The organism is Candidatus Diapherotrites archaeon (assembly GCA_016205145.1).
Lineage (GTDB): Archaea > Iainarchaeota > Iainarchaeia > Iainarchaeales > JACQJH01 > JACQJH01.
Genome location: JACQJH010000001.1, coordinates 162,304 through 183,904, shown reverse-complemented (window position 1 = coordinate 183,904; position 21,601 = coordinate 162,304). Strand labels below are relative to the sequence as shown.

The following is a 21,601-nucleotide window of genomic DNA, read 5'->3' as shown; positions in this document are numbered from 1 at the left end:
TAGCGGGATCTGTTGCTCGGCGTATCGCGACAGCGATACGCCTTGGCGCTGACCCGCCGGCAGTGGCGGCGCGGGATTCGGATGGGACTGATTCAGAGCCTTAAAGACATCTATTATTCGCTGGAAGACGGCTATTACGGTTTACTGGACAGAATCAACAAGGTCGTGCCTGTCTACAGGGCAATCGACCCGATTGACCGCATGATTCCAAGCTTTTTGCTCGTGCTGCTTGCCGTTCTCTTGGTCGGAGTGTGGGGCATCAGCGCGCTTTCAGGCGGCCTGCCGAACCTGTTCCAGGAAAACATAACGATTCCATTCGAAGTGAAAGACGCTTCCGGGCAGGCTTTGGCAAAAGTCAAGGTCGATTACAGGTTTGCTGACAAGAGCCTTTCAACGGAAACCGATGCCCAAGGCGCTTTCTCGATAACCGTGCCGCTTGACAGCGAAGTCGAACTGCTCATAAAATCGCAGGTCATCAACGGCAAAAAGTTCGACGCATTGCAGAAAAAGATTGTCGCAAGCGCCAGGGAAAAACAGACGCTCACATTGCAAAGCCCGTCAATTGAAATCGGGCCGCAGACAAAGACAATAATTTTCAAGGCGCCGACCGGCGAGAGAATCGCAAAAAAGGGCACGACAGTGAAGCTTTCATGCAGGGAAGGCACTATTCCGATTGAACTGCTTTCAGACGAAGACGGCGACGGCATAATCATAGTCGAAAACGCCGCGCAATGCATTGGCATGAGTGCAACTGTCGTTGCACTGGGCTTTACCGAGCAAACATTCCAGTTGCCGCAGCCGACAAACAGCATAACGCTTACTCCATCAACCGGCAGCATCCCCGGCACGGGTGCAAGCTGCGGCGACGGAGTTTGCCAGTCAAACGAAAACACTGAAGTGTGCGCGGAAGACTGCTCGGGCCAGCAGCCTGAGCCGCGTGAGGGGCCGGCCGGGGCGACAGGCAAAATCAGGGTAATCGTGCAGGATGAACAGGCAAACAGCGTTACTGCGGCAAGCTTCAATGTTTCATTGAAGGACAACGACGGCAGCGCCATTGAATCGAAGCAGACCGAATACTACGGCCAGGTTTCGTTCAAGAACCTTGCGCCTAAAAAATATGCGGTAACTGTGAGCGACGAGAACGCATTGTATTCAAGCTACACACAGGCGGGGATTCAGGTCAACCCTGCCGGGGAAACCCTTGTGACTGCGACTGTTTCAAGGAACGTGCGCGCCAGGCTTTCAGTGCAGGTCGTGGAAAAGGGCACAAACAACGCAATTGCCAATGCGGATGTCGAAGTGAGGAACAGCTCCGGCGTGGCCATTGAAAAGGGAAACACGGGAAGCGAGGCAAAAACCCTTTCGTTTGCATTCTTCGACCCCCAGCAAAGCCTCATTGTTTACGCGATTCAGGACGACTATTTTTACGCGCAGACCGGCATTGCCTCGCTCAGCGGCGAGCAGAGCCTTAAAATAGAGCTTGAAAAAGTGACTCCGGAAAATTCCGGAAAAATCAGGGTGCAGGTTGTTGATGAAAGCGGACAGGCGGTTGAAGGCGCGAAAGTGAAACTGCTTTTCGGCGAGGGCAGCGCGGCGGGAAGCCTTACGCCGTATGCGGTGCAGTCAACGGACGCGAATGGCACGGCAGGCTGGCAGGGCATACGCGAAGAGGTTCTCTATCCTTCAGCCGAAAAATGGCCGGCTTACACCGCGGCAAGGGAGCTTGCAAAAAAGATTGCGAAAAAAGAGCTCAATGAATTCAAGGTAACACTGGCTGTCGGCGACGCGGATGTTTCGGTCGAGGCGAGAAGCGAGCAGAACGAATTGCTGCAGAACTCGCAGGCCGAATTCTTCGACATGGCGGGGCAAAGCATTGCAAGGTATGACATGCCGCAGGGCACGCTTTCCCAGAAAATCAGGGCCGGAAGAAAAGTGTTTGCAGTCATAACCTCGCCCAACCACGTGAAGGCACAGACAATCCCGAAAATGCTGTGGCCCGACACTCTCGCGGAATTCAAGGCCGAACTGCCATTGCAAGGCAGCATTTCCCAGCCAAGCGTTTCGTTCGAAGGAATGCTTGAAAACTATTCCGAAGCCCAGGCAATGGAATCAGGAAAACGATATCTCGCACTCTTCAAATTCAAACTGCCCTCAGCTGTCCAGCAGGCAGGCATACATTTCAGGACCGGCGACACGAACACTGTTTCAGGGGACGCGCTTTACATCGGCGAAATAGATGCCGGCAATGCCAAGATAGAGAAAGGTTCCGCATTCAATCCGCCGCTTGGAAGCGACGCTGAAAACCTGCTTGAAAGCTCTGCAAGCGTCGGCAAGTGGGCGGATGCGAAATTTTCAACAACCGAACCGGAAGTGGTTTACGCGGCGTTCGAGGTCGTGGTGAAGAAAAGCACTGCGCCGATGACACCATTGCCAATGCACTACCGGGCCTGGACCGCCAGCGGAGACACTTACAGCAGGATGCCGGCCGATGCCGGGTTGGGAAGCGCGCGTGAAACCGCGGCGAAAAAGGAATTGTTCGCGCAGACGTTTGAAATCAACGAATTCCTGGAAGGCGTGCCCGTAACATGCGGCCAGGACTTCTGCTATGCAGGCGAGGATGTTTTGGACGAGCAGTCAAACCTTTTCCTCGACGACAAGCCGTACGCTCTGACGGTCTTCGGCCCATACCTACTGAACTTTGTAATCAAAAACAATTCCGACGCGCAATTCAACGGCATACAGCTCATAATTGCAAGCGTCGATTCGCATGGTGCGGACAACGAAAGCATTCTCATCCGCAAATACTCGCTGCTTGACGCGGACTCGCATGAAAACGCGAACGCCAATTTCAACGCATTCAAGTCGCCGGCAATTCCGCTTGGCGGCTTTTCAAAGGGCAAAAGCGTTCTCGCAAAGCTGTGGATTGAAGGCAAAAAGCTTGAAAGCTCAGGCCTTGAAGCGCGCATTGTTTCAGGCGGACAGACGGTTTACAGGAAAAAAATAGAATTCAAGACGGCAAGCAAGGAAGACATGGCGTTGGCAGTCGAACCCTCGGCGGTCAACGCATTCGAACAGAAAGACATTCTTGTGACAGTCAAAGACAGTTCGGGAAAACCGCTTTCCGGCGTGCTTGTCAAGGCAAAAAAAATTCTTGCCGATGCAAGCGAAAGCTGGCTCGCATGCGTTTCAGGGAACAACTGCATGAGCAGCGACAACGGCGAAGTTATTGTGCATGTTCCGGCAAGCTCGCCATTGACGCAAATTGTTTTCGGAGCCGAAAAAATCGGCTACTGGCTCGACAAGCCGCTCGCTCTGACTGTTTCAGGCCAGATACTTTCATTCGAACCGGAAAAACTGCAGTCAAGGCTTGACACGCGGGCAAAAACCAACGAAACTATTTCCACGATTCTCACTGCGACAAGCCACATCGGCGAAACACTGAAGCTGACGAAATCGGACTACAAGGAAAAAAGCTCAAGGTTTTTCGGAGTACTGGATTATACTGCAATGCTTTCGTTCCTGCAGACAAAAACTAACGGCCTGGAAATAAAGCCCTTGCAGGCAAAAGAGCTCGCGGACATAATCAAGACACAGCTCGTTTCAGCCGGCATTGTCGACAGGCAGGAAAGCCTTGACGGGTGGGTCTGGCTCACGTTCCAGAACCAGGCGTTCGCAAAAACCTATGACGTGTTCATTCCATTGAACGTTGCAATCGGCTTCGGGGAAACTCCTGCCGACAAATGCGTTTCAGTCGACAACTTCGAATGGAACGATTCAACCGATGCCGGAAAAACCGGGCCGCACATTTCAAACATTTCAAACAACTGCCAGTTTGAAGGCGCGCCGATAGCGCTTGACGGACTGCAGTTTACTTACCACCCCGCGCCATACCAGGGCGACGTTTCGGTTTCACTCAAAACAATCGACGGCACGCCGATCGGCACATACGCCCTGACGCCTGATGTGCCGGTTGACGTGCAGGCGAAAATCAATTCCGGGGAAAGCCTGGTTGCAAGCTTTGTCTTTACAGCCAAGCCCGGCGCGCAAAACGAGACGACTGCGGTAAAGATTGAAGTGAAAGGCCTGCTGAAAAAACAATCAGGATTCGACGAAGTGCAGGGAGTGAGGGACGTTGAAGGCACAATCAGCATAATAGACCTTTCAACGTGCATAGCCTACACGCCTGAAGACGGAAAACTTGAACTGCAGGACAACCCCGACACGGTTTTCTTCGACCCTGAAGGCGAACTTTCAATTTCAACGGAAAAATGCCCTTCGCTCAACAAGGACGTGCGCATAAAACTCTGCTATAACGACAGCCACTGCGCGGGGGGAACGGAAGGGGGGTTGTCGCTTGACGAAGAGGATTTCCTTTTGACGCCAAGCCAGAAATCCAAAACAATCAAAGTGACAAACAATTCCGACATTTCAGGCATTTACGGCATAAACGTTTACGGCAACCTTGCAGGAAACGCTCCGAGAAAACTGCGCAAGGACGACGTGCTTGTAACGAGCCCGCCGGACAGGCCGAAAGCAAGCGAGCCGTTCGGAGGCAAAGACTATTTCGAACTGCTGAGATATGACTTCAAGGTTTTCCCAAGCCTGCAGGACAAGACAACGGTTGTGAACTCGGCCTACCAGGAAGTCGTGCACGTGAAAGCGGACGGCTGCGTGTGGGAAAACGTTGCAAACAGCGAAAGGGACAACGTGAAACAATACATCAAGACCGCGACGCTGATGTACGTCGCATACTCGACCTACAAGTTCCTGAACGCCGCGCTGCCGATGCTGGGGTCGCTTGTGAAAATCGCCACGTTAAGCGCAAAAGTGGCAAGCATTAGGGGCGAAATAGATGCCATTGGTGGCACGGGACAAGAAGCATCGGGAGACCTATATGGAAAATTAGAACAAACCCAAGCCAAACTCCATTCCGCCCAAGGCCAGCTTTCACAGCTAGGCAATCTGGCCGCAAGCTTCGGCATTTCGCTTGTTGCGAGTTGGATTACTAACATGGTTGTCAACTGGCTTGCCGACCAGATGTATTCCTGCCATGACGTTTCGGCTGTCAACCCCATGAACGATTATGTCCTGAACATTTCCGGCATGACGGTTGTGACGAAAGACGGCAACAAAATGGTTCCGCCGGATTCAACCGACGACCAGCTCAAGGTCAGCGGCCTGGACGGCAAAATCAGGCCGAAATGGAACCTTGAGGAAGGCCGCGGAGGAGACGTTGAAATGCAGGAAATCGTTTTCTCGAATGACGGCTACCAGGCTGACACGCCAAAATTCGCCATACTCGAAGTCGGGGCAACCGAGCACATCAACGGCGACGCATTGCATGACAGCAGTAAAGGAAGGACTGGAAGCGGCGACCAAAGCTATGATGTCATTTGTTCAAGCGGCACTGTCGACCAGTTCAACATCGGCAATGGCCCGGATGAAGGCGCATGCTCCGGCACAAGCGAAAGGCATTACTCGCAAAAATTCCACATCCGCGTTCAGACAAAAGAAGTGCAGGAATGGGAGCCGATTCGCGCGGACGTTGCAAGCGCGGCATGCGAGGGAAGGGGCGTAACCGGAGAAAAAGCCTTGCCGAAAATCAATTTGAACTGGAAATGGTCAACTGATGGAACAAACAACATCAATGCTTGGAGCTGCGATGCAGACAATCCGGATGGCATTTACTGCGACGCAACGCAGTTCTCGATTGCCTTGACGCAAAGAATGCAGTTCCTGCGCGATTTCCTGAACGCAAACCCCTCGTTTGCCTGCCCGACCGACCCGGAATACGCCTTGAAAAAAGCGTATGCGGAGCAGAACACCAGCAACGGAAACCAAAGCGAATCGCAAAGCGGAAAAGTTTACTTCAAGAAAATCCTGCTGGAAAAGGACGCGGCGAATGAAAACCATTTCACTTTCAAGGTGCAGGTCGAAAACCTCTCCGACGCGGACAGGACGGCAAAGGTTGTGTTGTCGGCGAACGGCCTGCCCCAGAACAGTTTCACGAAAAGCCTTGCTGGCCAGGAATCAAGCATTGCCAGGGGCACGACGAAAGAATTTGTTTTCGATGCAGGAGAGCTGCCAAAAAACATTGACCCGTACTCGGTTGTTGCAGGCTTTGACTCCGCGTTCATCCAGGGCCTTTCAGGCACGGAAGCGCAAAAGTATGCAACAAAGGCAATTTCAGTTATTTTCTGGAACATTGCGCGGGAAAACGCTTCGCAGTGCTGGCTGAACAATACGACTTTCGACATTGCACCGGGAGTTACTGGCCTTGAAGCATTCTATGACAGGGAACTGCCCTTCTTCGGCCAGCTCGTCAGCCAGGACCAAGGAGAACCGCACTGGACAAAAGACGTGCCAGACAAGGAAACACTGCACAGGATTCTGAGACCGCGCGTCAATTTGATAAGGGACGGTTATTCGGATGACTTCCAGAAGGACTTCGCGCAGTTTTATTCGAACAAGACATTCTACAACACGCCAAGCTACTTTGACTCGGATGCCACGGGCAGGTTTGCGGATTATTTCAACGACACGTCAAAGCTTGACTTCAGGTACACGCCCGACTCGGATGTCCTGCCTGATGCCGGCGTTTACGACGCCGAATTGCGCGTTGTTTTCGGAAACGACTGGAAATTCTTCGGCTCCGATGGAAAGCCTAAAGCGCAGGCAACAGTCAAATTCAGCTATGCCGATTACCCGAACCCCGCGTCAATGTTCTATTACCTGCCCTTCGATGGACAGATAGGAATCGGCACTGACAACGGCAGGCAGGGCTATGGCCTCAATTACCTGAACCAGGGCGCGCCGGTCAAAATTTCAACCGAAGCCGGACAGAACATCGTCGAGGCAAAGCCCGTTGAAAACTCGAACGCATTGCAGACGCTTGCGACAAAAATTGAAACCGATGCCGCGAAAATCAACGGCGCGGCAGACACAAGGGGAGCACTGCTTTCAATCGCAAGGCAGGGCACGGGAAATGAAAAGCTTTTGACGTTCTCGCCGAATTACGCAACCCCAGTCGTGATGAAAATGAACGTTGCCGGGCAGAAGAACGACAGGTTCTCGGCATACTACCAGCTGTTCGAAAACGATTCTCCGAAAGTCGTGGGCTCGGTTTTAGGCTACTGGTCGGGATTGTCGGCTTGCAGGGACTTCACAGGCGATTATTCGACAAACGCTTTCAGGCTCAGGCCAGACAGGCGCGGACAGACCGCAGACCCTGTAAGCGGAGCGCAAAACGCTTACGCCATCGACTGGCTGAATGCAGTGAAAACGGGAGACGTGTTCCTGAAAACAATCCTTTACGCGCCGGCACAGTCAAACTTCGTGCTCAAATCGCTTTCGCCGGCGGAAGGAAAGCTTTCATTCAACACAATGGACGGCGAGCACAGCACGTCAGTCCATTTGGGCGGATTGGGCAGAATGCAAAAGAACAGCAAGTCGAACAATGACACGGTAAGCGAACTGAACGACGTTTTCGGATTGGTCAAAGACGGGCAAGTCTGCCTCACGGATTCCGGCGACAAAAGCGTTTTCTTCTGGAACCCGCTGACAGTCTATTCCAAGCAGGGCTCGGGCGGAACAAGCCTGGACGATTTCGAGGCAACGCTCGTGGCGGGGCAAACCTGCATAGGATAACTTTTAAACAATTTAGTATACTATGGTATACTAGATGCGCATGAGCACTATAACAACCATAAAACTGAAAACCGAAACAAAGTCAAACCTTGAAGCGTTCCGCGAATACGAAAGCGAAACTTTCGACGAGATTATCCGAAAGCTTGTTTTCATAGGCAAAACCGCGAAAAACAACCCGAAATTGAGCAGGAAAACCGCCCTTGAAATCGAGGCAGCGAGAAAAAGAATCAAAGCAGGCCAGTACTATTCAGAAGAGGAAGCCAGAAAGATTCTGGGACTCTGAATGGCTTTCGAACTGATTTTTGACAAAAAAGCCCTCAGGGAACTGAACGGGCTTGAGCAGGAAACAAAAAGGCGCATTTTTTCAAAACTCCGGCAAGCCAAAGAAGAGCCAAAACTGTTTTTTGAACGGTTGCAGGGAAGGCAGGACTACAAGCTGCGGGTCGGAGACTATCGGGTTATTGCCGATTTGGACTTCGGCAAAAAGCAGATTCTGGTCACAAAAGCCGGGCACAGGCGGAACGTTTACGATTAGGCCAAGCCGCCTAAAAAAAATGAAGGGCACAGCAGACGGCAATAACAGGGATTGCTTTTTAAAGCTTCCGCGGGCTATATTTTGTCTGCGATTTATCGCGTACACTGTATCGCAATGCGAACCGCCTGCGATATAAATGCCAAAAAATTACCTGTTTTTGGCTTTTCATAGGACAAAAATTTTTTTTGTCGTGGCTGAAACACCGCCATGGCAGTTTTTGGAGTCTGAAATCCGATGACAAAGAAGCACAAGTCCAGGTCCGGAAGCCTGGCTTATTATCCGAGAAAGCGGGCGCTTAAGGAAACGCCTACTTTCACCTCGTTCAAGGCTCCCCAGGCAAAGGAAGGCGAGGCCTCGAAGCCATTGAACTTTTTGGCTTACAAGGCAGGCATGGCGCACGTTCTTGGAAAGGACACCCACCCTAAGGGCACGACCGTCGGGCAGGAAGTCGCATCAGCTGTTACTGTGCTGGAAGCCCCGCCATTGAAGGTTTTCGGCATCAGGGCGTACGCGAAAGACGACAAGGGCTATGGTTCGAGGGCGTTGTTTGACGTTTTGGCTGAAAGGCAGGAAAAGCATTTGGCGAGAAAAATCGGTTCTTTCGGGGCGAAAAAGGAAGGCAAAAAAGGCGTTGAAGCAAAAGAGGGAAAAAAGGCAAAAGCGGAAACCGTGAAACAGCCGAAAACAGTCGGCGATTTGGAAAAGGAAAAAGCAAGGATTTTGGAAGTTTGTTTGCTCGTTCATACGCAACCCTATCTGACGGGCATCGGCAAGAAGAAACCGGAAGTCTCGGAAGTCAAGCTTTCAGGCAATGTCGGACAGCAGACCGCGTTTGCAATGGAAAAGCTTGGAAAGGAAATTTCGGCGGAAGACGTTTTTGCCGCGCCCGAATTCGTTGACGTTAAGGCTGTCACCAAGGGAAAGGGCATTCAGGGCGTTGTCAAAAGGTTCGGCATAAAGACCGCGAGGCCGAAAGCGAAAAAGACCAGGACAGTCGGCGCGATTTCGCCTTGGAATCCCTCGACAGTCATGTGGACTGTTGCAAGGGCGGGCCAGATGGGCTATCACACGCGCACGGAATACAACAAGAAGATTTTGAAGATTGCAAAGCCGGAAGAAGTCAATCCGGGCGCCGGCTTTTCAAATTACGGCCTGGCGAAAAACACTGTTTTGCTTTTGGCGGGCAGCATTCCGGGTCCGGCAAAAAGGGTCATCGGCCTGCGCAAGAACATCCGCAAAGTTGTCCTGAAAGGGCCGGACATAAGCCAGGTGGATTACATTTCAAAGTGATGTTAGATGAAGGCAAGTTCAGGGGCGTGCGAGGACAGTCCGCGTTTCAGGGGCGTGCGAGGGGACGGAGCCCCCTGCGTGGAGTACATTTCAAAGTGATAATGGATATTTCAACGTGATTGTTTATGAAGGCAGCAAGGGTTTTGGCACTGGATGGCGGCACGGAAAAGGAAATTCCGTTGCCGAAGGTGTTTGCCACGCCATACCATCCCGACCTCATCAAGAGGGCGGTTTTGTCGGCGCAGGCGAACGCGAAACAGCCGAAAGGCTCTTACCGGCCAGCGGGAAGGGACAATACTGCGAGATACCAGGGCAGCAGGTATATGCCGCAAGGCGAAAGGAACATTAACGTCGGCCACGCAAGGCTGCCGAGGCTCAAGAACAGGAGAAACCTGATGCAGGGCAGGGTTGCAAGGGTTGCGCAGTCCGTTGGCGGACCGAAGGCGCATCCGCCGAAAGCCGAGAAGAAGACGGGTGAAAAAATCAACAAGAAGGAGAGGCGGGCTGCATTGGATTCCGCGATTGCGACAACCGCGAACAGGGAGCTTGTCTCGAAAAGGCATGTTTTGAATGAAAAAATTTCTCTGCCAGTGGTGTTCGAGGACAAATTCTCGGAAATCGCGAGGACAAAAGACGTGGTTTTGGTTTTGAAAAAGTTCGGCTTGAACGCGGACGTTGAAAGCGCCAAGGGAAAGCGCAAGGCAAGAGCCGGGAAAGGCAAGAGAAGGGGCAGGACGACCAAGAAAAAGAAAAGCATTCTCATAGTGACGGAAAAGCCGGCGAAAGTCTACAAGGCAGCGAGAAACCTTGAAGGCGTTGAAATAGTCGCTTTGGACAGCCTGAATGCAGTGTTGCTTGCGCCGGGCTGCCAGGCCGGCAGGTTGACGATCTGGACGGAGAAGGCAATCCACGCCCTAAGCAAAAGGTGAAAATTTTTATGGCAAAAGTCAAAAAGCAGGCTGCACAGGCGGTAAAAAAGGCGAAGAAAGCCGCGGCAAAATCAGCCGTCAAGGCGAAGGCGAGAAAGGCAGCCGCAGTTGAACAGCCTGCAGTGAAGGCCAGGAAGGCAAAAAAAGCCGAAGCCGGGGAAGGCTTTGAGCAGAAGGTTTCCGCTGAACAGGGTTTGAAGGATTTTGAAATCGTGTTGTACCCGCTGATAACTGAAAAAGCGGTCGGCATGATTGAAACCCAGAACAAGCTGTCGTTTATCGTGAGCAGGAAAGCTACAAAGCAGTCCGTGAAAAAGGCTGTGCAGGAACTGTACGGCATAAAGGTCGGGGCAATAAGGATTATCAACGATTTGAAGGGAAGAAAAAAGGCGATTGTGAAGGTCAACAAGGAATTCAAGGCAGACGAGATTGCCACAAAGATGGGAGTAATCTAAAAAGATGGTTATAGAATGCGAGCAACGCGAGCCAGCGCTATGCGACTGAAAGGAGCATAGTGCGTCGGACTCGGCGGACGAAATCGCCGTGGTGAAACGATGGGAAAAAGCCTGATTCAACAGAGAAGGGGAAAGGGAACGCTGCCGTTCCTTGCGACTAGGAACAGGCTTGACACAAGGTATGCTGCGAAAACCGGCGCTGAAACAGGCGGAGTGCTTGTCGGCCAGGTAATGGACCTTGTAAAGGATTCCGGCAGGAACAGCATTCTCGCCGACGTCATGCTTGAAAACGGCGAAAGGGAACTGATTGTCGCGGCGGAAGGCGTTTTTGTGGGACAGAAGCTCCAGCAGGGAAAGGATGCATCAGTGGAAATTGGCAATGTATTGCCTTTGTTTTCCGTGCCGGAGGGCTGCCCGGTTTTCAACATTGAAAAGGTTTCAGGCGACGGCGGGGTTTCCGTTAAAACCGGCGGCAGTTATGCTTTGCTTGTGTCAAAGGACGGGAAAAAAGCGGTTGTCAAAATGCCTTCAGGCAAGAACGGCGTTTTTCCTATTGACGCGCGCGCAACTGTCGGCAACATTTCTTGCGGCGGACGCACCGAAAAACCGCTGATCAAGGCGGGCGTCGCGTATTTTGCGAAAAGGTCCAAGCATTTGAGGTATCCGACTGTCAGGGGAGTTGCAATGAATCCTGTGAGCCACCCGTTCGGCGGCGCACAGCACCATCCTGGACAGTCGAAGAGCACTGCAAGGAGCGCCCCGGCGGGAAGGAAAGTCGGCGCAATCGCATCGCGCAGGACCGGAAGGAAGAAGAAGCTTTGAATGCTGTAAGTTTGAAGGGATGACGGGCGACACTATATGGCGAAAGAAGAAAAGTATCTGGGAAAAAGCCTTGAAGAACTGCAGGCGATGGGCATTGAGGAGTTTTCACGGCTTGTCAGCGCGAGGGCGAGGAGAAGCCTCAAACGCGGGGTTGACAAGAAGCTTCTGAAAAAAGTTGAAAAGGCTTTGGCGGAAAAGGCGAAAGGAAAAGAGCCGAAGCCGATAAGAACGCAGTTGCGCTCCGCAATAATCATTCCGGGAATGGTTGGCGTGCGCATTGCAGTGCATAGGGGAAACACGTTTGAAATAGTCGAAATCAGCCCGAAAATGCTCGGCCACTGCCTTGGCGAAATGGCAATGACGAGGAAGAGGCTGTCGCACGGAAAGGCGGGAATCGGCGCGACCAAGTCGTCGACTGCTATAACAGCGAGAGGATGAACATTCATGGCTAAGACGGATTACCACAGCAGGCACGCGGAAAACAAGAAGGCCGCGCGCGCCATTGGTTCGAACAGGCGCATTTCCACAAAATTTGCAGTGGAAATCTGCCGCGAGATAAAGGGAAAGCCCGTGAAGAAGGCCGAAGCGTTCCTGCAGAGGGTAATCGAACACTCTGATTACGTGCCATTGCAGAAATACAAGAGAAAGGTCGCGCACAGGAAAGGCAGAGGAGTGCATGCAGTGAAGGCCGGAAGGTTCCCGGAAAAGGCGTGCAGGGAATTCCTTGACCTGCTGAAAGGCGTGAAAGCCAACGCTGATGCGAAAGGATTGGACACGGAAAAGCTTATGGTGATTGACGCGCTTGCAACGCAGGGCATCAGGAGAACCGCAATGCAGCCGAAAGGGCACATTTCGGGGAGGATGCGCGAAAGGAAGTCGACGCACCTTGAAATAGTAGTGATCGAGGCAAAGTGATGGGCAATGATTGAAAGGTATTTTTTGCAGCAGAACTACAAGAAAATAGAGCTTGAGCGCTATCTCAGGAAAGAGCTTGACAAGGCGGGCTTTACAATGCTTGAAGTCGTGAAAACGCCGCTTGTCACGAGAATCGTTCTGCACGTGACCAGGCCGGGCCTTGCAATCGGAAAGGGCGGCCAGAACATCAGGCAGTTGACAAAGGACATCGAGGAAAAGTTCGGAATCCAGAATCCCCAGATTGAAATCCAGGAGATAAGGGAAGTGGAGCTTGACGCGAAGGCTATGGCGGACAAGGTCAAGAACCTGCTTGAACGCGGCTTCTCGTGGAGAAGCATTGCATTCAAGACAGTCAGGAGCATTTCCGAAAAGGGCGCGCAGGGCATAGAGCTCATACTTTCAGGAAAGCTTGCGGGAAAGGGCGGAAGGAAAAAGAAACAGCGCATTGCAATGGGTTACATGAAAAAGGTCGGCGACCAGGTAAAGCTTGTCGACTACGCAAAGGCAGACGCTTATCCGAAACCGGGCGCAATCGGCATAAAGCTGCGCATAATCAGGCCGGGCGTTCTCTTCCCGGACAAAATCAGCGTGAAAAAGATAATCGAGCAGAGGAAGTTCGAGGCGGAAGAAAAGCTGGCCGAGCACGAGGCCAGGGCGAAAGAGGAAGCCGGAAAGAAGATTGAACTGAACGAGGAAAAAACGGAAGCAGTTGAAGAAAAGGCCGAAGAGAAGGAAAAAGAAAAGCCGAAGGAAAAAAAGGAGAAGGCGGCAAAGCAAAAGGAAAAAAAGCCTGAAAACGCAGAGGCAGCTGAAACGGTAAAGGAAAAAAGCGCCGGGACAAAAACCGCAAAGGAAAGCGCGCCGGAAGGGCAGAAGGATAAAGCGGAAAAGCCCAGGCACGAGAAAGCGGGAAAAGGCACAGCAAGCGAAAAAAAACCCAAGGAACAAGAAACTGAAGCCGGGGAACAGAAGTGATTTTTGATGGCGAAAAAAAGCGCAAGGATTGAGGCAAGCGAGCTTACTGTCGGGGATGCCAGGCAGAAGATTTTTGAATTCAAGAACGAGCTTGCGAAAGAGAGGGCGGTTGTCGCGTCCGGAACAAAGGCCTCGAACCCGGGAAAAATAAAAAATCTGAGGAAAAACATCGCAAGATTGTTCACTAAAATAAGCCTTGCGGAAAAGGCGAAGCCGGAAACAGCGAAGAAAGCGAAAAAGGAAAAGATTGGAAAGGAAAAAGCTAGGGGAAAATCTGAGGTGAAGGAATAACAATGGAGGGAATCTGCCCGAAATGCGGCCTGCCGAAAAACATCTGCGTCTGCGTTGAAATCGCAAAGGAATCGCAGAAAATAAAGATAAGGATCGACAGGCGAAGGTTCGGAAAGGTTGTCACGACGGTAAGCGGCATCGGAAAGGACATTGACATCCACGAGCTGGCAATGAACCTCAAGAAAAGGCTTGCATGCGGCGGCACGATAAAAGGCGATGAAATAGAACTGCAGGGAAACCACAGGGACAAGGCGAAAAAGGTTCTGCTCGAGCAGGGCTACAAGGACGAACAGATTGACGCTTGAAACGGAAAAAAATTGGGTTTGGGAAAAAAACGAATGGGAAAATGAAAAGAAAATGCTTGGATGAAAAAAATTTGGAATGTGAAAAAATGATCAAAACCGAACATTACTGCATTTCGCAAAAAAACCTTGCGTGCCACGAGCTGATCGGCCTGGACGTCGAGGTATTGGAGAGCTCCGACGCGGGAAGAATTGGATTGAAAGGCAGGGTTGTAGACGAGACGAAAAACGTTTTTGTGATTGAAAGCGGCGGAACCGAAAAAAAGGTTCCCAAAAAAGAGGCGACCTTCGGGTTTTCCCTCGGCAATGAGAAAGCCGTGCTGGAAGGCAGGGCTTTGGCGTTCAGGCCGGAAGACAGGTCAAAGGAATGCTGGAGGAAATGCACATGACGAAAAAGGCGGAAGCTAAGGCCGGAAAAGCCGCGCGGGAAAAGGAAAAGCCCGAGGCGAAGGCCGCGGCTGCGGGGCCGAAAGGCGGGGAAAAGTTTTCTGTCAGGGGCAATGTTTTTGTCGGCATCGTCAAGAGCGCTAAGGCGCAGAAGACCGTCACGGTTCAAAGGGACATAGTGCATTACGTGCAGAAGTATGAAAGGTTCAAGAAAAGCAGGTCAAAGATTTACGCTCACAATCCCGACAGCCTGAACGCAAAAGAAGGGGACACGGTAAAGGTCGGGGAAACAAGGCAGTTGAGCAAGACCAAAAGTTTTGTCGTGCTTGAAGTTCTGAAAAGGGGCGAGAAGCAATGAAGCCGATCAGCGCGAACAGGGCGAAAAGCCTTCTGTTGAAAAGCATGTGCTTTTGCACCGACAACTCGGGCGCAAAGGTCGTGGAAATAATCGCGGTCAAGGGCTTCAAGGGAAAGAAGAGACGGTCGCCCAGCGCGGGCATAGCCGACTTTGTCATAGTCGTTGTGCAGAAAGGAAAGCCAGAAATCAGGAAAAAAGTAGAAAAAGCAGTGATTGTGAGGGTTGCAAAGGAATACCGGAGGGCGAACGGCCTGAGGGTAAAGTTTGAGGACAATGCCGTTGTTCTGGTCGACGAGAAGGGCCTTCCCAAGGCGTCCGAAATAAAGGGCGTCGTGGCAAAGGAAGTCGGCGAGCGCTGGCCAAAAATAGCGGGCATGGCATCCGCGGTCATCTGAAAAAAAAAGAAATGCGAAATGAAGGAATGAACCGGAAGGAAGCGGGAAAAGAAAGCGTTGATGTTTTATGGCAAAATCGAAAAAGCCCGGAAAGGCAAGGAAAAGGTTCTTTGAAAGCAGGCTGCACGAACTGCAGAAGCAGTGCTCCGCGCCCGTCGCAAAGGAACTCCGGAAAGAAATCGGCAAGAGGACGATCATAGTTAAGGAAGGCGACAAGGCAAAAGTCGAAAGGGGCGCGCACAAGGGTCATGAAGGCAAAGTAACGGAAGTGAACTACAGGAAAAATTTCGTTTTCATTGAAAAGCTTGTCAGGAAAAAGGCGGACGGCAAGGAAGTGCCGTTGAGAATCAGGCCGTCGAACATAATCATTGTCGAGACCGATTCTAAGGACAGGAAAAGGTTCAAGGAAAAAAAGGAAAGCAAGGTTAAGAAAAAGAAAGAATGAGCAGGGTGTGTTTATGGCGAAAAAAGGCGAAAGACGGCAGCAGAAAACCCTCAGCGTGAGCAAGGCGAGGAAAATCCACAGGAAAAAAAATCTGTGGACGGTCAAGGCGGAAGCGGGACCGCACAACAAGAATTCCGTGCCCCTGCTTTTTGTCGCAAGGGACCTTCTTGGAATAGCCAGGAACGCGTCCGAGGCCCAGCAGATAATTTTTGCGGGCAAAGTCGAGGTTGACGGAAAGGCCGTGACGGACAAAAGGCATCCGGTCGGATTGTTCGACGTTGTCTCGCTCAAGGGCCAGAAAAAGAATTACAGGATTATTCTCAATGATTCGGGCCAGCTCCTGCCAAAAGAAATCAGCGACAAGGAAAAGGGCAAAAAGCTGTGCAAGGTTGTAAGGAAGTTCACCATAAAAGGAAAAGAGCAGCAGATAACGACAAACGACGGCAGGAATTTCCGCGGAATAAATAAGGATGTCAGGGTCGGGGACACCATCATTGTTGAAGTGCCGGGCCAGAAGGTTTCAGGCAGCCTTGCCATGAAGGAAGGCAACATAGCATTCATAATCGGCGGAAAAAAAGTGGGGCTCAAGGGCATAATCACAAAGGTTTCAGAGGGAACGATGACAAGGAGAAAGCTCATCGCAGTCAAGCCGTCCGAAGGAGAGGAATTCCTGACAAACGAGGCGAACATCTTCGTTGTCGGTGAAACCCGGCCTGAATTAGAGGGGATTTGATGCAGGAAAACGCAATGCGCAATGTAAGGGTATTCGCCGTTACGGTCAACATGGGTGTCGGCGAGTCTGGCGAAGAGCTCAAGAAGGCGCAGCAGATAATTGAGAAAATCACCGGCAGCAAGTCAGTGCAGACGCTTGCAAAGGTCAAGCAGCCCACATGGAACCTGAAGCCGGGCCTTCCAATAGGGACAAAGGTTACGCTGAGGGGCAAAAAGGCGCAGGAATTCCTGAAGCAGGCATTCCAGGCAAAGGACAACAAGATAATGGCAAAAAGCTTTGACCGCGCCGGCAACTTCGGTTTCGGCATAAGCGAATACATTGACCTGCCCCAGGCAAAGTACGACCCGAAACTCGGAATCCGCGGCCTGGATGTTTTGGTTTCACTGGAAAAGCCCGGTTACAGGGTCAAAAGGAGAAAAAGGAAAAAAGCCGTTGTCGGAAAAAGGCAGCTTGTCTCGAAAGAGGAAGCGATGGCGTTTTTGAGGGAAAAATTCGGGGTGGACGTGCAATGAAAAAAATTGAATTTTACAGTACGGCGCAGATGGGTATCGAGCAAAGCGAGATACCCGTCGTCGAACCAGCCGGACGAAATCGGCTCGGGGTTGAAGTGCAATGAGCGCAATGAACTCAGGCAGCAATGAAAGGCAGAAGAAGGACTTGAAGGCCGAGAAGAAGGCGAGGAAGTGCAAGATGTGCGGCGTCAGGGCCGGCCTGATAAGGAAGTATGGTTTGAACATTTGCAGGCGCTGCTTCAAGGAAGTCGCGGAGAAGATGGGGTTCTCAAAGTACAGTTGAAGGGGTGGAAAGCCATGACAATGATTGACCCGATAGCAGATGCACTGGTTGCAGTCAAGAACAGCGATCAGGCTTCAAAAAAGGAATGCGAGTTCAAGCCTGGGTCAAAGCTTTTGAAGGAAATATTCAGGGTGATGCAGGAAAAGGGCTACATCGAGGGCTTTGATTTTTTGGAGGACAGGAAAGGCGACAGGCTGAAAATCAAGCTTCGCGGAAAAATCAACGAGTGCAAGGCGATAAAGCCGAGGTACGCGGTCAAGAAGGACGAGTTCGAAAAGTTCGAGAAACGGTACCTGCCGGCAAAGGATGTGGGCATAATAATCGTTACGACCCCGAAAGGCGTTTTGACGCACATGGACGCGAAAACTCAGGGCCTCGGCGGAAGGCTGCTGGCATACGTTTACTGAAATGGGAAAAGGTTTTTTGGATGGCAAACGAAAAGGTTCAGGAAAAAGTCGCAATGCCGGAAGGCATCCACGCCGAATTGCAGGCGAAGACCATTACGCTGAAGTCCGCCAAAGGAAGCGTTTCAAAAAAATTCAAGGCAAAAAGCGTTTCTTTCAGGATTGAAGGCAATGCAGTGGCAATCATCGCGCTTGACGAAAAGAGAAAGACGATGGTTGTCGTGAACACGCTCAAATCGCACATAAAGAACATGATTGAAGGCCTGCAGAAAGGCTACAGGTACAGGCTTGAAGTGGCATACTCGCACTTTCCCATGACCTTGGCAGTGAAGGGCAGTGTCGTGGAAATAAACAATTTTTTGGGCGAAAAAAAGCCGAGAAAATCGAAAATCGTCGGCTCTACAAAGGTCGAAGTGAAGGGAAAGGAAATCATAGTAAGCGGTTCAAGCAAGGAAGACGTCGGGCAGACCGCCGCAAACTTGGAGCAGACCTCGCGCGTCAAGGGAAAGGACTGGCGCATATTCCAGGACGGAGTCTACCTGGTTGAAACCGGAAGCCTGCATGAAAAATGATTTTTGGAAAAAAAACGACTGAGTGAATGAAAATGGCTGTGGAAAAAAAGGCAAAAACAGTGGAAGCGAAAAAGGCCGCGCAGAAAAAGGCGGAGAGTTCCGGAAACGCGGAAAAAAAGCAGGCTGCAAAGTCGACCGGGCCCGCGACAAAAACCAAGCGCACCGGCCCGAAAAGGTCGAAGGAAACCAAAAAACTGCAGGAAAAAATCAGGCAGAAGAGAAGGCTTTTATTCAAGGGAAGGTTCGGAAACCGCAGCATAAGGAGAGTTGCCAACAAGAAATGGCAGAAGTGGAGGAAGCCGCGCGGAATCGACAATATCAGGGACATTGAGAACGGCCCGATACCGAAAACCGGTTATGGCACGGACAGGAGAATAAGGCATCTGCATCCCTCCGGCTATGCTGAAATCCTTGTGGCAAACGAAAAGGACATTGAAAGGCTGTCCGCGGGACAGGAAATCGCATTGAGGATTTCCGGAACCGTGGGCAAGAAAAAGCGCGAGCAGATAACGAAAAAGGCGAAGGAGAAAAACCTGCTCCTGCTGAATTGAGGTGCTTTGGAATGGATGCGGAAAAAGCAAAGGGGATCGCGGCAAGGCTGCTGAAAACCGGCAAGACAAAAATAGCCATAGACCCGGAAAACATGCCTGAAGTCGGGGAAGCGATAACAAAGGACGACGTCAGGCAGCTCATCAAGTCCAAGGCGATAACCGAAAGGAAGGAAAGCTCGCACAGCAGGGGCCGCGCAAAAAAAACTGCGGCCAAGAAAGGCAAGGGCAGGAAAAAGGGCCAGGGCAAAAGGAAGGGCAGGGCAACTGCAAGAACGTCAAAAAAGGAAAACTGGATGGAAAAAGTGAGGGCGCAGAGGAACAGGCTAAGGGAACTGCGCAAGGCGAACCCGGAAGCGGTTGAGACTGCGGGGTATAGGAAAATCTACAAGAAAATAAAGGGCGGTTATTTCAAAGGCAAAAAGTACATTGACGAAATGGTTCTGGGCAAAAGTGAGAAAGCATGACTAAAACTTCGACTTATGAAACGCAATTCAAGAGAAGGCACGAGAAGAAGACAAACTATGCCAAAAGGCTTGGAATGCTCAAAAGCAAGACGCCGAGGATAGTTGTAAGGAAAACAAACACCAGGATCCTTGTGCAGGCAATCGCGTTCAACGGAAAAGACGACTCGGTTTTGGCGCAGGCCGAATCAAAGCAGCTGAAAGAATTCGGCTGGTATCCGACAAACAATACGCCGACGGCTTACCTGACCGGTTTGCTCTGCGGAAAAAGGGCGAAGGAGAAAGGCGTGAAAAAAGGCAATCTCGACATAGGGTTCGCCACGCCAGTGCACGGCTCGACTGTGTTTGGTGCGCTCAAAGGGCTGATTGACGCGGGCGTTGAATTGCCCGCCGACGAGAAGGCGTTCCCGCCGCAGGAAAGAATCGACGGCAGGACAATAGAAGCTTACGCGAAAAGCCTCGGCGGGGAAGAGTTCGGCAAAATGTTTTCAAAATATGCGCAAAGCGGCTTTGACGTGAAAAGCATTTCAAAAAAGTTTGCCGAAGCAAAACAGAAGATTCTGGGCTCTTGAACGGTGAAAAATGATGGCTAAGGAAAGAACGAGAAAACGCAGCGAGGAAGAGGAAACAGTCGTAGCCGAAGAAGGCTCGGAGTTCTCGCCTAGGAAGACGAGGGAAGAGGAACAGAAGGAAAGGATGCTTGAAAGCTGGATTCCGAAAACCGACCTTGGAAAAAGGGTTAAGGCCGGCGGAATAAAGACGCTTGAGGAAATTTTCGCGTCAAACGCGAAAATACTGGAACCGGAAATAGTGGACAGCCTGATAAGCCTTGAGGAAAAGATGGTGGAAGTCAAGAAAACCGCGAGGGTTGTAAGGGCGGGAAGAAAGTTTTCTTTCAGGGTTACAGTGCTGGTCGGCGACAGGAACAAGTTTGTCGGCGTCGGAACAGCCAAGGACGTCGAAAAATGGCCCGCTGCAAGAAAGGCCGCAAGGGTTGCAAAACTCAACCTGGTCGAAGTAAGAAGGGGCTCAGGCAGCTGGGAAGCCGCAACCACAACGGACGACAATTCCGTGCCCTTCAAAGTCGAGGGAAAAGGCGCTTCAGTCAGGGTCGCACTTTTGCCCGCGCCTAAAGGCATTGGCCTGGTTGCAGGAAACAACATCAAGGACGTTCTGGTGTTTGCCGGAATAAGGGACGTCTGGTGCAAGACCAAAGGCAACAGTTCCACAATGCTTAACTTCATCAGGGCAGCGATTGACGCGCTTTCCCAGACCACGAAAATGAAGCAGTCCGATGACATGACAAAAAAAAGCGGTGAAAGGAAATGACATTGATTGCTGCAGTAAGGATCAGGGGCGGGGTCCACCTCAAACCCGATACCAAGAAAACGCTTGAACTGCTCGGGCTGGGAAAAAACAACAGCATGGTTCTGGTTGCCGACAGGCCCGAAACAGGGGGAATGCTTTCAAAGGCGCAGTCGTTCATAGCGTTCGGCGAAATCGACCAGGAAACGCTTGAAACACTGCTCAGGAAAAGGGGCAAAAAAACGAGGAATGCAACGAACGCGGAAACCGGAACAAAGGCCAAAGGCAAAAAGGCGGAAGCGGAATCGTTTGATAAACTGGCTGCACAGCTGCTTGCGGGCAAAAAGCCGGAAGAGCTCGGCATCCGGAATTTTTTCAGGCTCAAGGCGCCGAGAAAGGGCTTTGAAAGGCTCGGCATAAAGCAGGCTTTTGTCGTGGGCGGGGCCTCGGGCAACAGGGGAAAGGAAATAAATGCCCTCTTAAAAAGAATGGTTTGAAGTTTGAAAGGTGTTGAAATGACAGTCAGGACGAGAAGGAAAAAGAACAAGCTGCGCGGCCAGAGGACGCACGCGAAAGGCAACACGAAAAACAAGCGCGGTTCTGGTGTGAAGGGCGGCGTCGGACGGGCGGGAAGCCACAAGCACAAGTTCAGCAAGTACTACGATGCGTTCGGAAAAAAGGGAAAGCTCAAAACAAAAACCAACGCAAAAGCGCTGAACGTCGGGCAGTTGCAGCAAAAGCTTGCGGAATGGGAGGCGAAGAAGCTTGTCGGAAAAGAGGAGAGCCTGACTGTCGTTGACGCAAAAAAAGTCGGTTTCCAGAAAATTCTCGGAACCGGGGCGATAAAGGATGCGGTGCTGCTGAAAAATTTCAAGGCAAGCAAGAGGGCGGCGAAAAAAATAAGCGAAGCCGGCGGCAGGATCGAGGGAGTGGAAGCCCTGGAGGAAGAGGACGAAGAGTTCGAGGCAGAGGAAACGGAAGGCGACACGGGGGAAACAGAAAACAAGAAATAGGCATCAGTGCATTTTAGGTGA

At 51.4% G+C, this 21,601-nt stretch carries 27 protein-coding genes; all 27 read left to right on the top strand.

The features are described from left to right. Positions 1 to 81: 81 nt before the first annotated feature. Entirely contained in the window at positions 82 to 7,647 is a 7,566-nt protein-coding gene (locus tag HY394_01005) for a hypothetical protein (GenBank protein ID MBI4052599.1), read from the top strand. A 34-nt stretch (positions 7,648 to 7,681) separates the two neighbouring features. Next, complete coding sequence (locus HY394_01000; GenBank protein ID MBI4052598.1) at positions 7,682 to 7,930, top strand: hypothetical protein; 249 nt, start codon at positions 7,682 to 7,684, stop codon at positions 7,928 to 7,930. Then, positions 7,931 to 8,182 carry a type II toxin-antitoxin system RelE/ParE family toxin gene (locus tag HY394_00995; GenBank protein ID MBI4052597.1) on the top strand — a complete coding sequence of 84 codons (252 nt, stop codon included), beginning with the start codon at positions 7,931 to 7,933 and terminating at the stop codon, positions 8,180 to 8,182. Positions 8,183 to 8,416: 234 nt separating this feature from the next. After that, on the top strand, positions 8,417 to 9,472 hold the full coding sequence (locus HY394_00990; GenBank protein ID MBI4052596.1) for a 50S ribosomal protein L3: 1,056 nt from the start codon (positions 8,417 to 8,419) through the stop codon (positions 9,470 to 9,472). Positions 9,473 to 9,597: 125 nt separating this feature from the next. Next, positions 9,598 to 10,401: a 50S ribosomal protein L4 gene (locus tag HY394_00985; protein MBI4052595.1), complete on the top strand. Its 804-nt coding sequence runs from the start codon at positions 9,598 to 9,600 to the stop codon at positions 10,399 to 10,401. A gap of 8 nt (positions 10,402 to 10,409) precedes the next feature. Then, entirely contained in the window at positions 10,410 to 10,856 is a 447-nt protein-coding gene (locus HY394_00980) for a 50S ribosomal protein L23 (protein ID MBI4052594.1), read from the top strand. Positions 10,857 to 10,955: 99 nt separating this feature from the next. Next, positions 10,956 to 11,678, top strand: coding sequence for a 50S ribosomal protein L2 (locus HY394_00975; protein MBI4052593.1), 723 nt, complete (start codon positions 10,956 to 10,958; stop codon positions 11,676 to 11,678). Positions 11,679 to 11,714: 36 nt separating this feature from the next. Next, on the top strand, positions 11,715 to 12,116 hold the full coding sequence (gene rpsS, locus HY394_00970; protein MBI4052592.1) for a 30S ribosomal protein S19: 402 nt from the start codon (positions 11,715 to 11,717) through the stop codon (positions 12,114 to 12,116). A 6-nt stretch (positions 12,117 to 12,122) separates the two neighbouring features. Further along, positions 12,123 to 12,593 (top strand): 50S ribosomal protein L22, encoded by a 471-nt coding sequence (locus HY394_00965; protein MBI4052591.1) that lies wholly within the window; start codon positions 12,123 to 12,125, stop codon positions 12,591 to 12,593. Positions 12,594 to 12,599: 6 nt separating this feature from the next. Continuing rightward, on the top strand, positions 12,600 to 13,568 hold the full coding sequence (locus HY394_00960; protein ID MBI4052590.1) for a 30S ribosomal protein S3: 969 nt from the start codon (positions 12,600 to 12,602) through the stop codon (positions 13,566 to 13,568). A gap of 6 nt (positions 13,569 to 13,574) precedes the next feature. Then, positions 13,575 to 13,859 carry a 50S ribosomal protein L29 gene (gene rpmC / locus HY394_00955; GenBank protein MBI4052589.1) on the top strand — a complete coding sequence of 95 codons (285 nt, stop codon included), beginning with the start codon at positions 13,575 to 13,577 and terminating at the stop codon, positions 13,857 to 13,859. Between the two features lie 2 nt (positions 13,860 to 13,861). Beyond that, complete coding sequence (locus HY394_00950; GenBank protein MBI4052588.1) at positions 13,862 to 14,164, top strand: translation initiation factor; 303 nt, start codon at positions 13,862 to 13,864, stop codon at positions 14,162 to 14,164. An 86-nt stretch (positions 14,165 to 14,250) separates the two neighbouring features. Further along, positions 14,251 to 14,550, top strand: coding sequence for a ribonuclease P protein component 1 (locus HY394_00945; protein ID MBI4052587.1), 300 nt, complete (start codon positions 14,251 to 14,253; stop codon positions 14,548 to 14,550). Continuing rightward, on the top strand, positions 14,529 to 14,906 hold the full coding sequence (rpsQ, locus tag HY394_00940) for a 30S ribosomal protein S17 (GenBank protein ID MBI4052586.1): 378 nt from the start codon (positions 14,529 to 14,531) through the stop codon (positions 14,904 to 14,906). The genes HY394_00945 and rpsQ overlap by 22 nt, the downstream gene beginning before the upstream one ends. Further along, a complete protein-coding gene (locus tag HY394_00935; protein ID MBI4052585.1) occupies positions 14,903 to 15,301 on the top strand; it encodes a 50S ribosomal protein L14 in 399 nt (132 codons plus the stop codon). The genes rpsQ and HY394_00935 overlap by 4 nt, the downstream gene beginning before the upstream one ends. A 67-nt stretch (positions 15,302 to 15,368) precedes the next feature. Continuing rightward, positions 15,369 to 15,746 carry a 50S ribosomal protein L24 gene (locus tag HY394_00930; protein MBI4052584.1) on the top strand — a complete coding sequence of 126 codons (378 nt, stop codon included), beginning with the start codon at positions 15,369 to 15,371 and terminating at the stop codon, positions 15,744 to 15,746. Between the two features lie 13 nt (positions 15,747 to 15,759). After that, a complete protein-coding gene (locus tag HY394_00925; protein ID MBI4052583.1) occupies positions 15,760 to 16,479 on the top strand; it encodes a 30S ribosomal protein S4e in 720 nt (239 codons plus the stop codon). Continuing rightward, positions 16,479 to 16,991 carry a 50S ribosomal protein L5 gene (locus tag HY394_00920; GenBank protein ID MBI4052582.1) on the top strand — a complete coding sequence of 171 codons (513 nt, stop codon included), beginning with the start codon at positions 16,479 to 16,481 and terminating at the stop codon, positions 16,989 to 16,991. Before HY394_00925 ends, HY394_00920 begins: the two co-directional genes overlap by 1 nt. A 109-nt stretch (positions 16,992 to 17,100) precedes the next feature. Continuing rightward, complete coding sequence (locus HY394_00915; GenBank protein MBI4052581.1) at positions 17,101 to 17,274, top strand: 30S ribosomal protein S14; 174 nt, start codon at positions 17,101 to 17,103, stop codon at positions 17,272 to 17,274. Positions 17,275 to 17,288: 14 nt separating this feature from the next. Continuing rightward, on the top strand, positions 17,289 to 17,681 hold the full coding sequence (locus HY394_00910) for a 30S ribosomal protein S8 (GenBank protein ID MBI4052580.1): 393 nt from the start codon (positions 17,289 to 17,291) through the stop codon (positions 17,679 to 17,681). A gap of 20 nt (positions 17,682 to 17,701) precedes the next feature. Next, positions 17,702 to 18,250 carry a 50S ribosomal protein L6 gene (locus HY394_00905; GenBank protein MBI4052579.1) on the top strand — a complete coding sequence of 183 codons (549 nt, stop codon included), beginning with the start codon at positions 17,702 to 17,704 and terminating at the stop codon, positions 18,248 to 18,250. A 32-nt stretch (positions 18,251 to 18,282) separates the two neighbouring features. After that, on the top strand, positions 18,283 to 18,801 hold the full coding sequence (locus HY394_00900) for a hypothetical protein (GenBank protein ID MBI4052578.1): 519 nt from the start codon (positions 18,283 to 18,285) through the stop codon (positions 18,799 to 18,801). Between the two features lie 11 nt (positions 18,802 to 18,812). After that, positions 18,813 to 19,265, top strand: a complete 453-nt coding sequence (locus tag HY394_00895; protein MBI4052577.1) for a 50S ribosomal protein L19e — start codon at positions 18,813 to 18,815, stop codon at positions 19,263 to 19,265. Beyond that, the gene (locus tag HY394_00890) at positions 19,262 to 19,834 is read left to right on the top strand and encodes a 50S ribosomal protein L18 (GenBank protein ID MBI4052576.1); all 573 of its coding nucleotides are present in this window, start codon (positions 19,262 to 19,264) and stop codon (positions 19,832 to 19,834) included. The genes HY394_00895 and HY394_00890 overlap by 4 nt, the downstream gene beginning before the upstream one ends. Before the next feature lie 13 nt (positions 19,835 to 19,847). Beyond that, positions 19,848 to 20,591: a 30S ribosomal protein S5 gene (gene rpsE / locus HY394_00885; protein ID MBI4052575.1), complete on the top strand. Its 744-nt coding sequence runs from the start codon at positions 19,848 to 19,850 to the stop codon at positions 20,589 to 20,591. After that, positions 20,588 to 21,064, top strand: coding sequence for a 50S ribosomal protein L30 (locus HY394_00880; GenBank protein ID MBI4052574.1), 477 nt, complete (start codon positions 20,588 to 20,590; stop codon positions 21,062 to 21,064). Before rpsE ends, HY394_00880 begins: the two co-directional genes overlap by 4 nt. Before the next feature lie 3 nt (positions 21,065 to 21,067). Further along, entirely contained in the window at positions 21,068 to 21,580 is a 513-nt protein-coding gene (locus HY394_00875; GenBank protein ID MBI4052573.1) for an uL15 family ribosomal protein, read from the top strand. The last annotated feature ends 21 nt before the right edge of the window (positions 21,581 to 21,601 follow it).

Excerpts from the sequence above, each read along its gene's own strand:
- HY394_00995 (MBI4052597.1), top strand. The coding sequence starts at position 7,931 with ATGGCTTTCGAACTGATTTTTGACAAAAAAGCCCTCAGGGAACTGAAC.
- HY394_00965 (MBI4052591.1), top strand. The coding sequence starts at position 12,123 with ATGGCTAAGACGGATTACCACAGCAGGCACGCGGAAAACAAGAAGGCC.
- HY394_01000 (MBI4052598.1), top strand. The coding sequence starts at position 7,682 with ATGCGCATGAGCACTATAACAACCATAAAACTGAAAACCGAAACAAAG.
- HY394_00925 (MBI4052583.1), top strand. The coding sequence starts at position 15,760 with ATGGCGAAAAAAGGCGAAAGACGGCAGCAGAAAACCCTCAGCGTGAGC.
- rpsQ (MBI4052586.1), top strand. The coding sequence starts at position 14,529 with ATGCTGGAGGAAATGCACATGACGAAAAAGGCGGAAGCTAAGGCCGGA.
- HY394_00980 (MBI4052594.1), top strand. The coding sequence starts at position 10,410 with ATGGCAAAAGTCAAAAAGCAGGCTGCACAGGCGGTAAAAAAGGCGAAG.
- HY394_00890 (MBI4052576.1), top strand. The coding sequence starts at position 19,262 with ATGACTAAAACTTCGACTTATGAAACGCAATTCAAGAGAAGGCACGAG.
- HY394_00960 (MBI4052590.1), top strand. The coding sequence starts at position 12,600 with ATGATTGAAAGGTATTTTTTGCAGCAGAACTACAAGAAAATAGAGCTT.
- HY394_00905 (MBI4052579.1), top strand. The coding sequence starts at position 17,702 with ATGGCAAACGAAAAGGTTCAGGAAAAAGTCGCAATGCCGGAAGGCATC.
- HY394_00910 (MBI4052580.1), top strand. The coding sequence starts at position 17,289 with ATGACAATGATTGACCCGATAGCAGATGCACTGGTTGCAGTCAAGAAC.
- HY394_00895 (MBI4052577.1), top strand. The coding sequence starts at position 18,813 with ATGGATGCGGAAAAAGCAAAGGGGATCGCGGCAAGGCTGCTGAAAACC.
- rpsE (MBI4052575.1), top strand. The coding sequence starts at position 19,848 with ATGGCTAAGGAAAGAACGAGAAAACGCAGCGAGGAAGAGGAAACAGTC.
- HY394_01005 (MBI4052599.1), top strand. The coding sequence starts at position 82 with ATGGGACTGATTCAGAGCCTTAAAGACATCTATTATTCGCTGGAAGAC.
- HY394_00975 (MBI4052593.1), top strand. The coding sequence starts at position 10,956 with ATGGGAAAAAGCCTGATTCAACAGAGAAGGGGAAAGGGAACGCTGCCG.
- HY394_00915 (MBI4052581.1), top strand. The coding sequence starts at position 17,101 with ATGAACTCAGGCAGCAATGAAAGGCAGAAGAAGGACTTGAAGGCCGAG.
- HY394_00985 (MBI4052595.1), top strand. The coding sequence starts at position 9,598 with ATGAAGGCAGCAAGGGTTTTGGCACTGGATGGCGGCACGGAAAAGGAA.
- rpmC (MBI4052589.1), top strand. The coding sequence starts at position 13,575 with ATGGCGAAAAAAAGCGCAAGGATTGAGGCAAGCGAGCTTACTGTCGGG.
- HY394_00880 (MBI4052574.1), top strand. The coding sequence starts at position 20,588 with ATGACATTGATTGCTGCAGTAAGGATCAGGGGCGGGGTCCACCTCAAA.
- HY394_00990 (MBI4052596.1), top strand. The coding sequence starts at position 8,417 with ATGACAAAGAAGCACAAGTCCAGGTCCGGAAGCCTGGCTTATTATCCG.
- HY394_00920 (MBI4052582.1), top strand. The coding sequence starts at position 16,479 with ATGCAGGAAAACGCAATGCGCAATGTAAGGGTATTCGCCGTTACGGTC.
- HY394_00930 (MBI4052584.1), top strand. The coding sequence starts at position 15,369 with ATGGCAAAATCGAAAAAGCCCGGAAAGGCAAGGAAAAGGTTCTTTGAA.
- HY394_00935 (MBI4052585.1), top strand. The coding sequence starts at position 14,903 with ATGAAGCCGATCAGCGCGAACAGGGCGAAAAGCCTTCTGTTGAAAAGC.
- HY394_00900 (MBI4052578.1), top strand. The coding sequence starts at position 18,283 with ATGGCTGTGGAAAAAAAGGCAAAAACAGTGGAAGCGAAAAAGGCCGCG.
- rpsS (MBI4052592.1), top strand. The coding sequence starts at position 11,715 with ATGGCGAAAGAAGAAAAGTATCTGGGAAAAAGCCTTGAAGAACTGCAG.
- HY394_00945 (MBI4052587.1), top strand. The coding sequence starts at position 14,251 with ATGATCAAAACCGAACATTACTGCATTTCGCAAAAAAACCTTGCGTGC.
- HY394_00950 (MBI4052588.1), top strand. The coding sequence starts at position 13,862 with ATGGAGGGAATCTGCCCGAAATGCGGCCTGCCGAAAAACATCTGCGTC.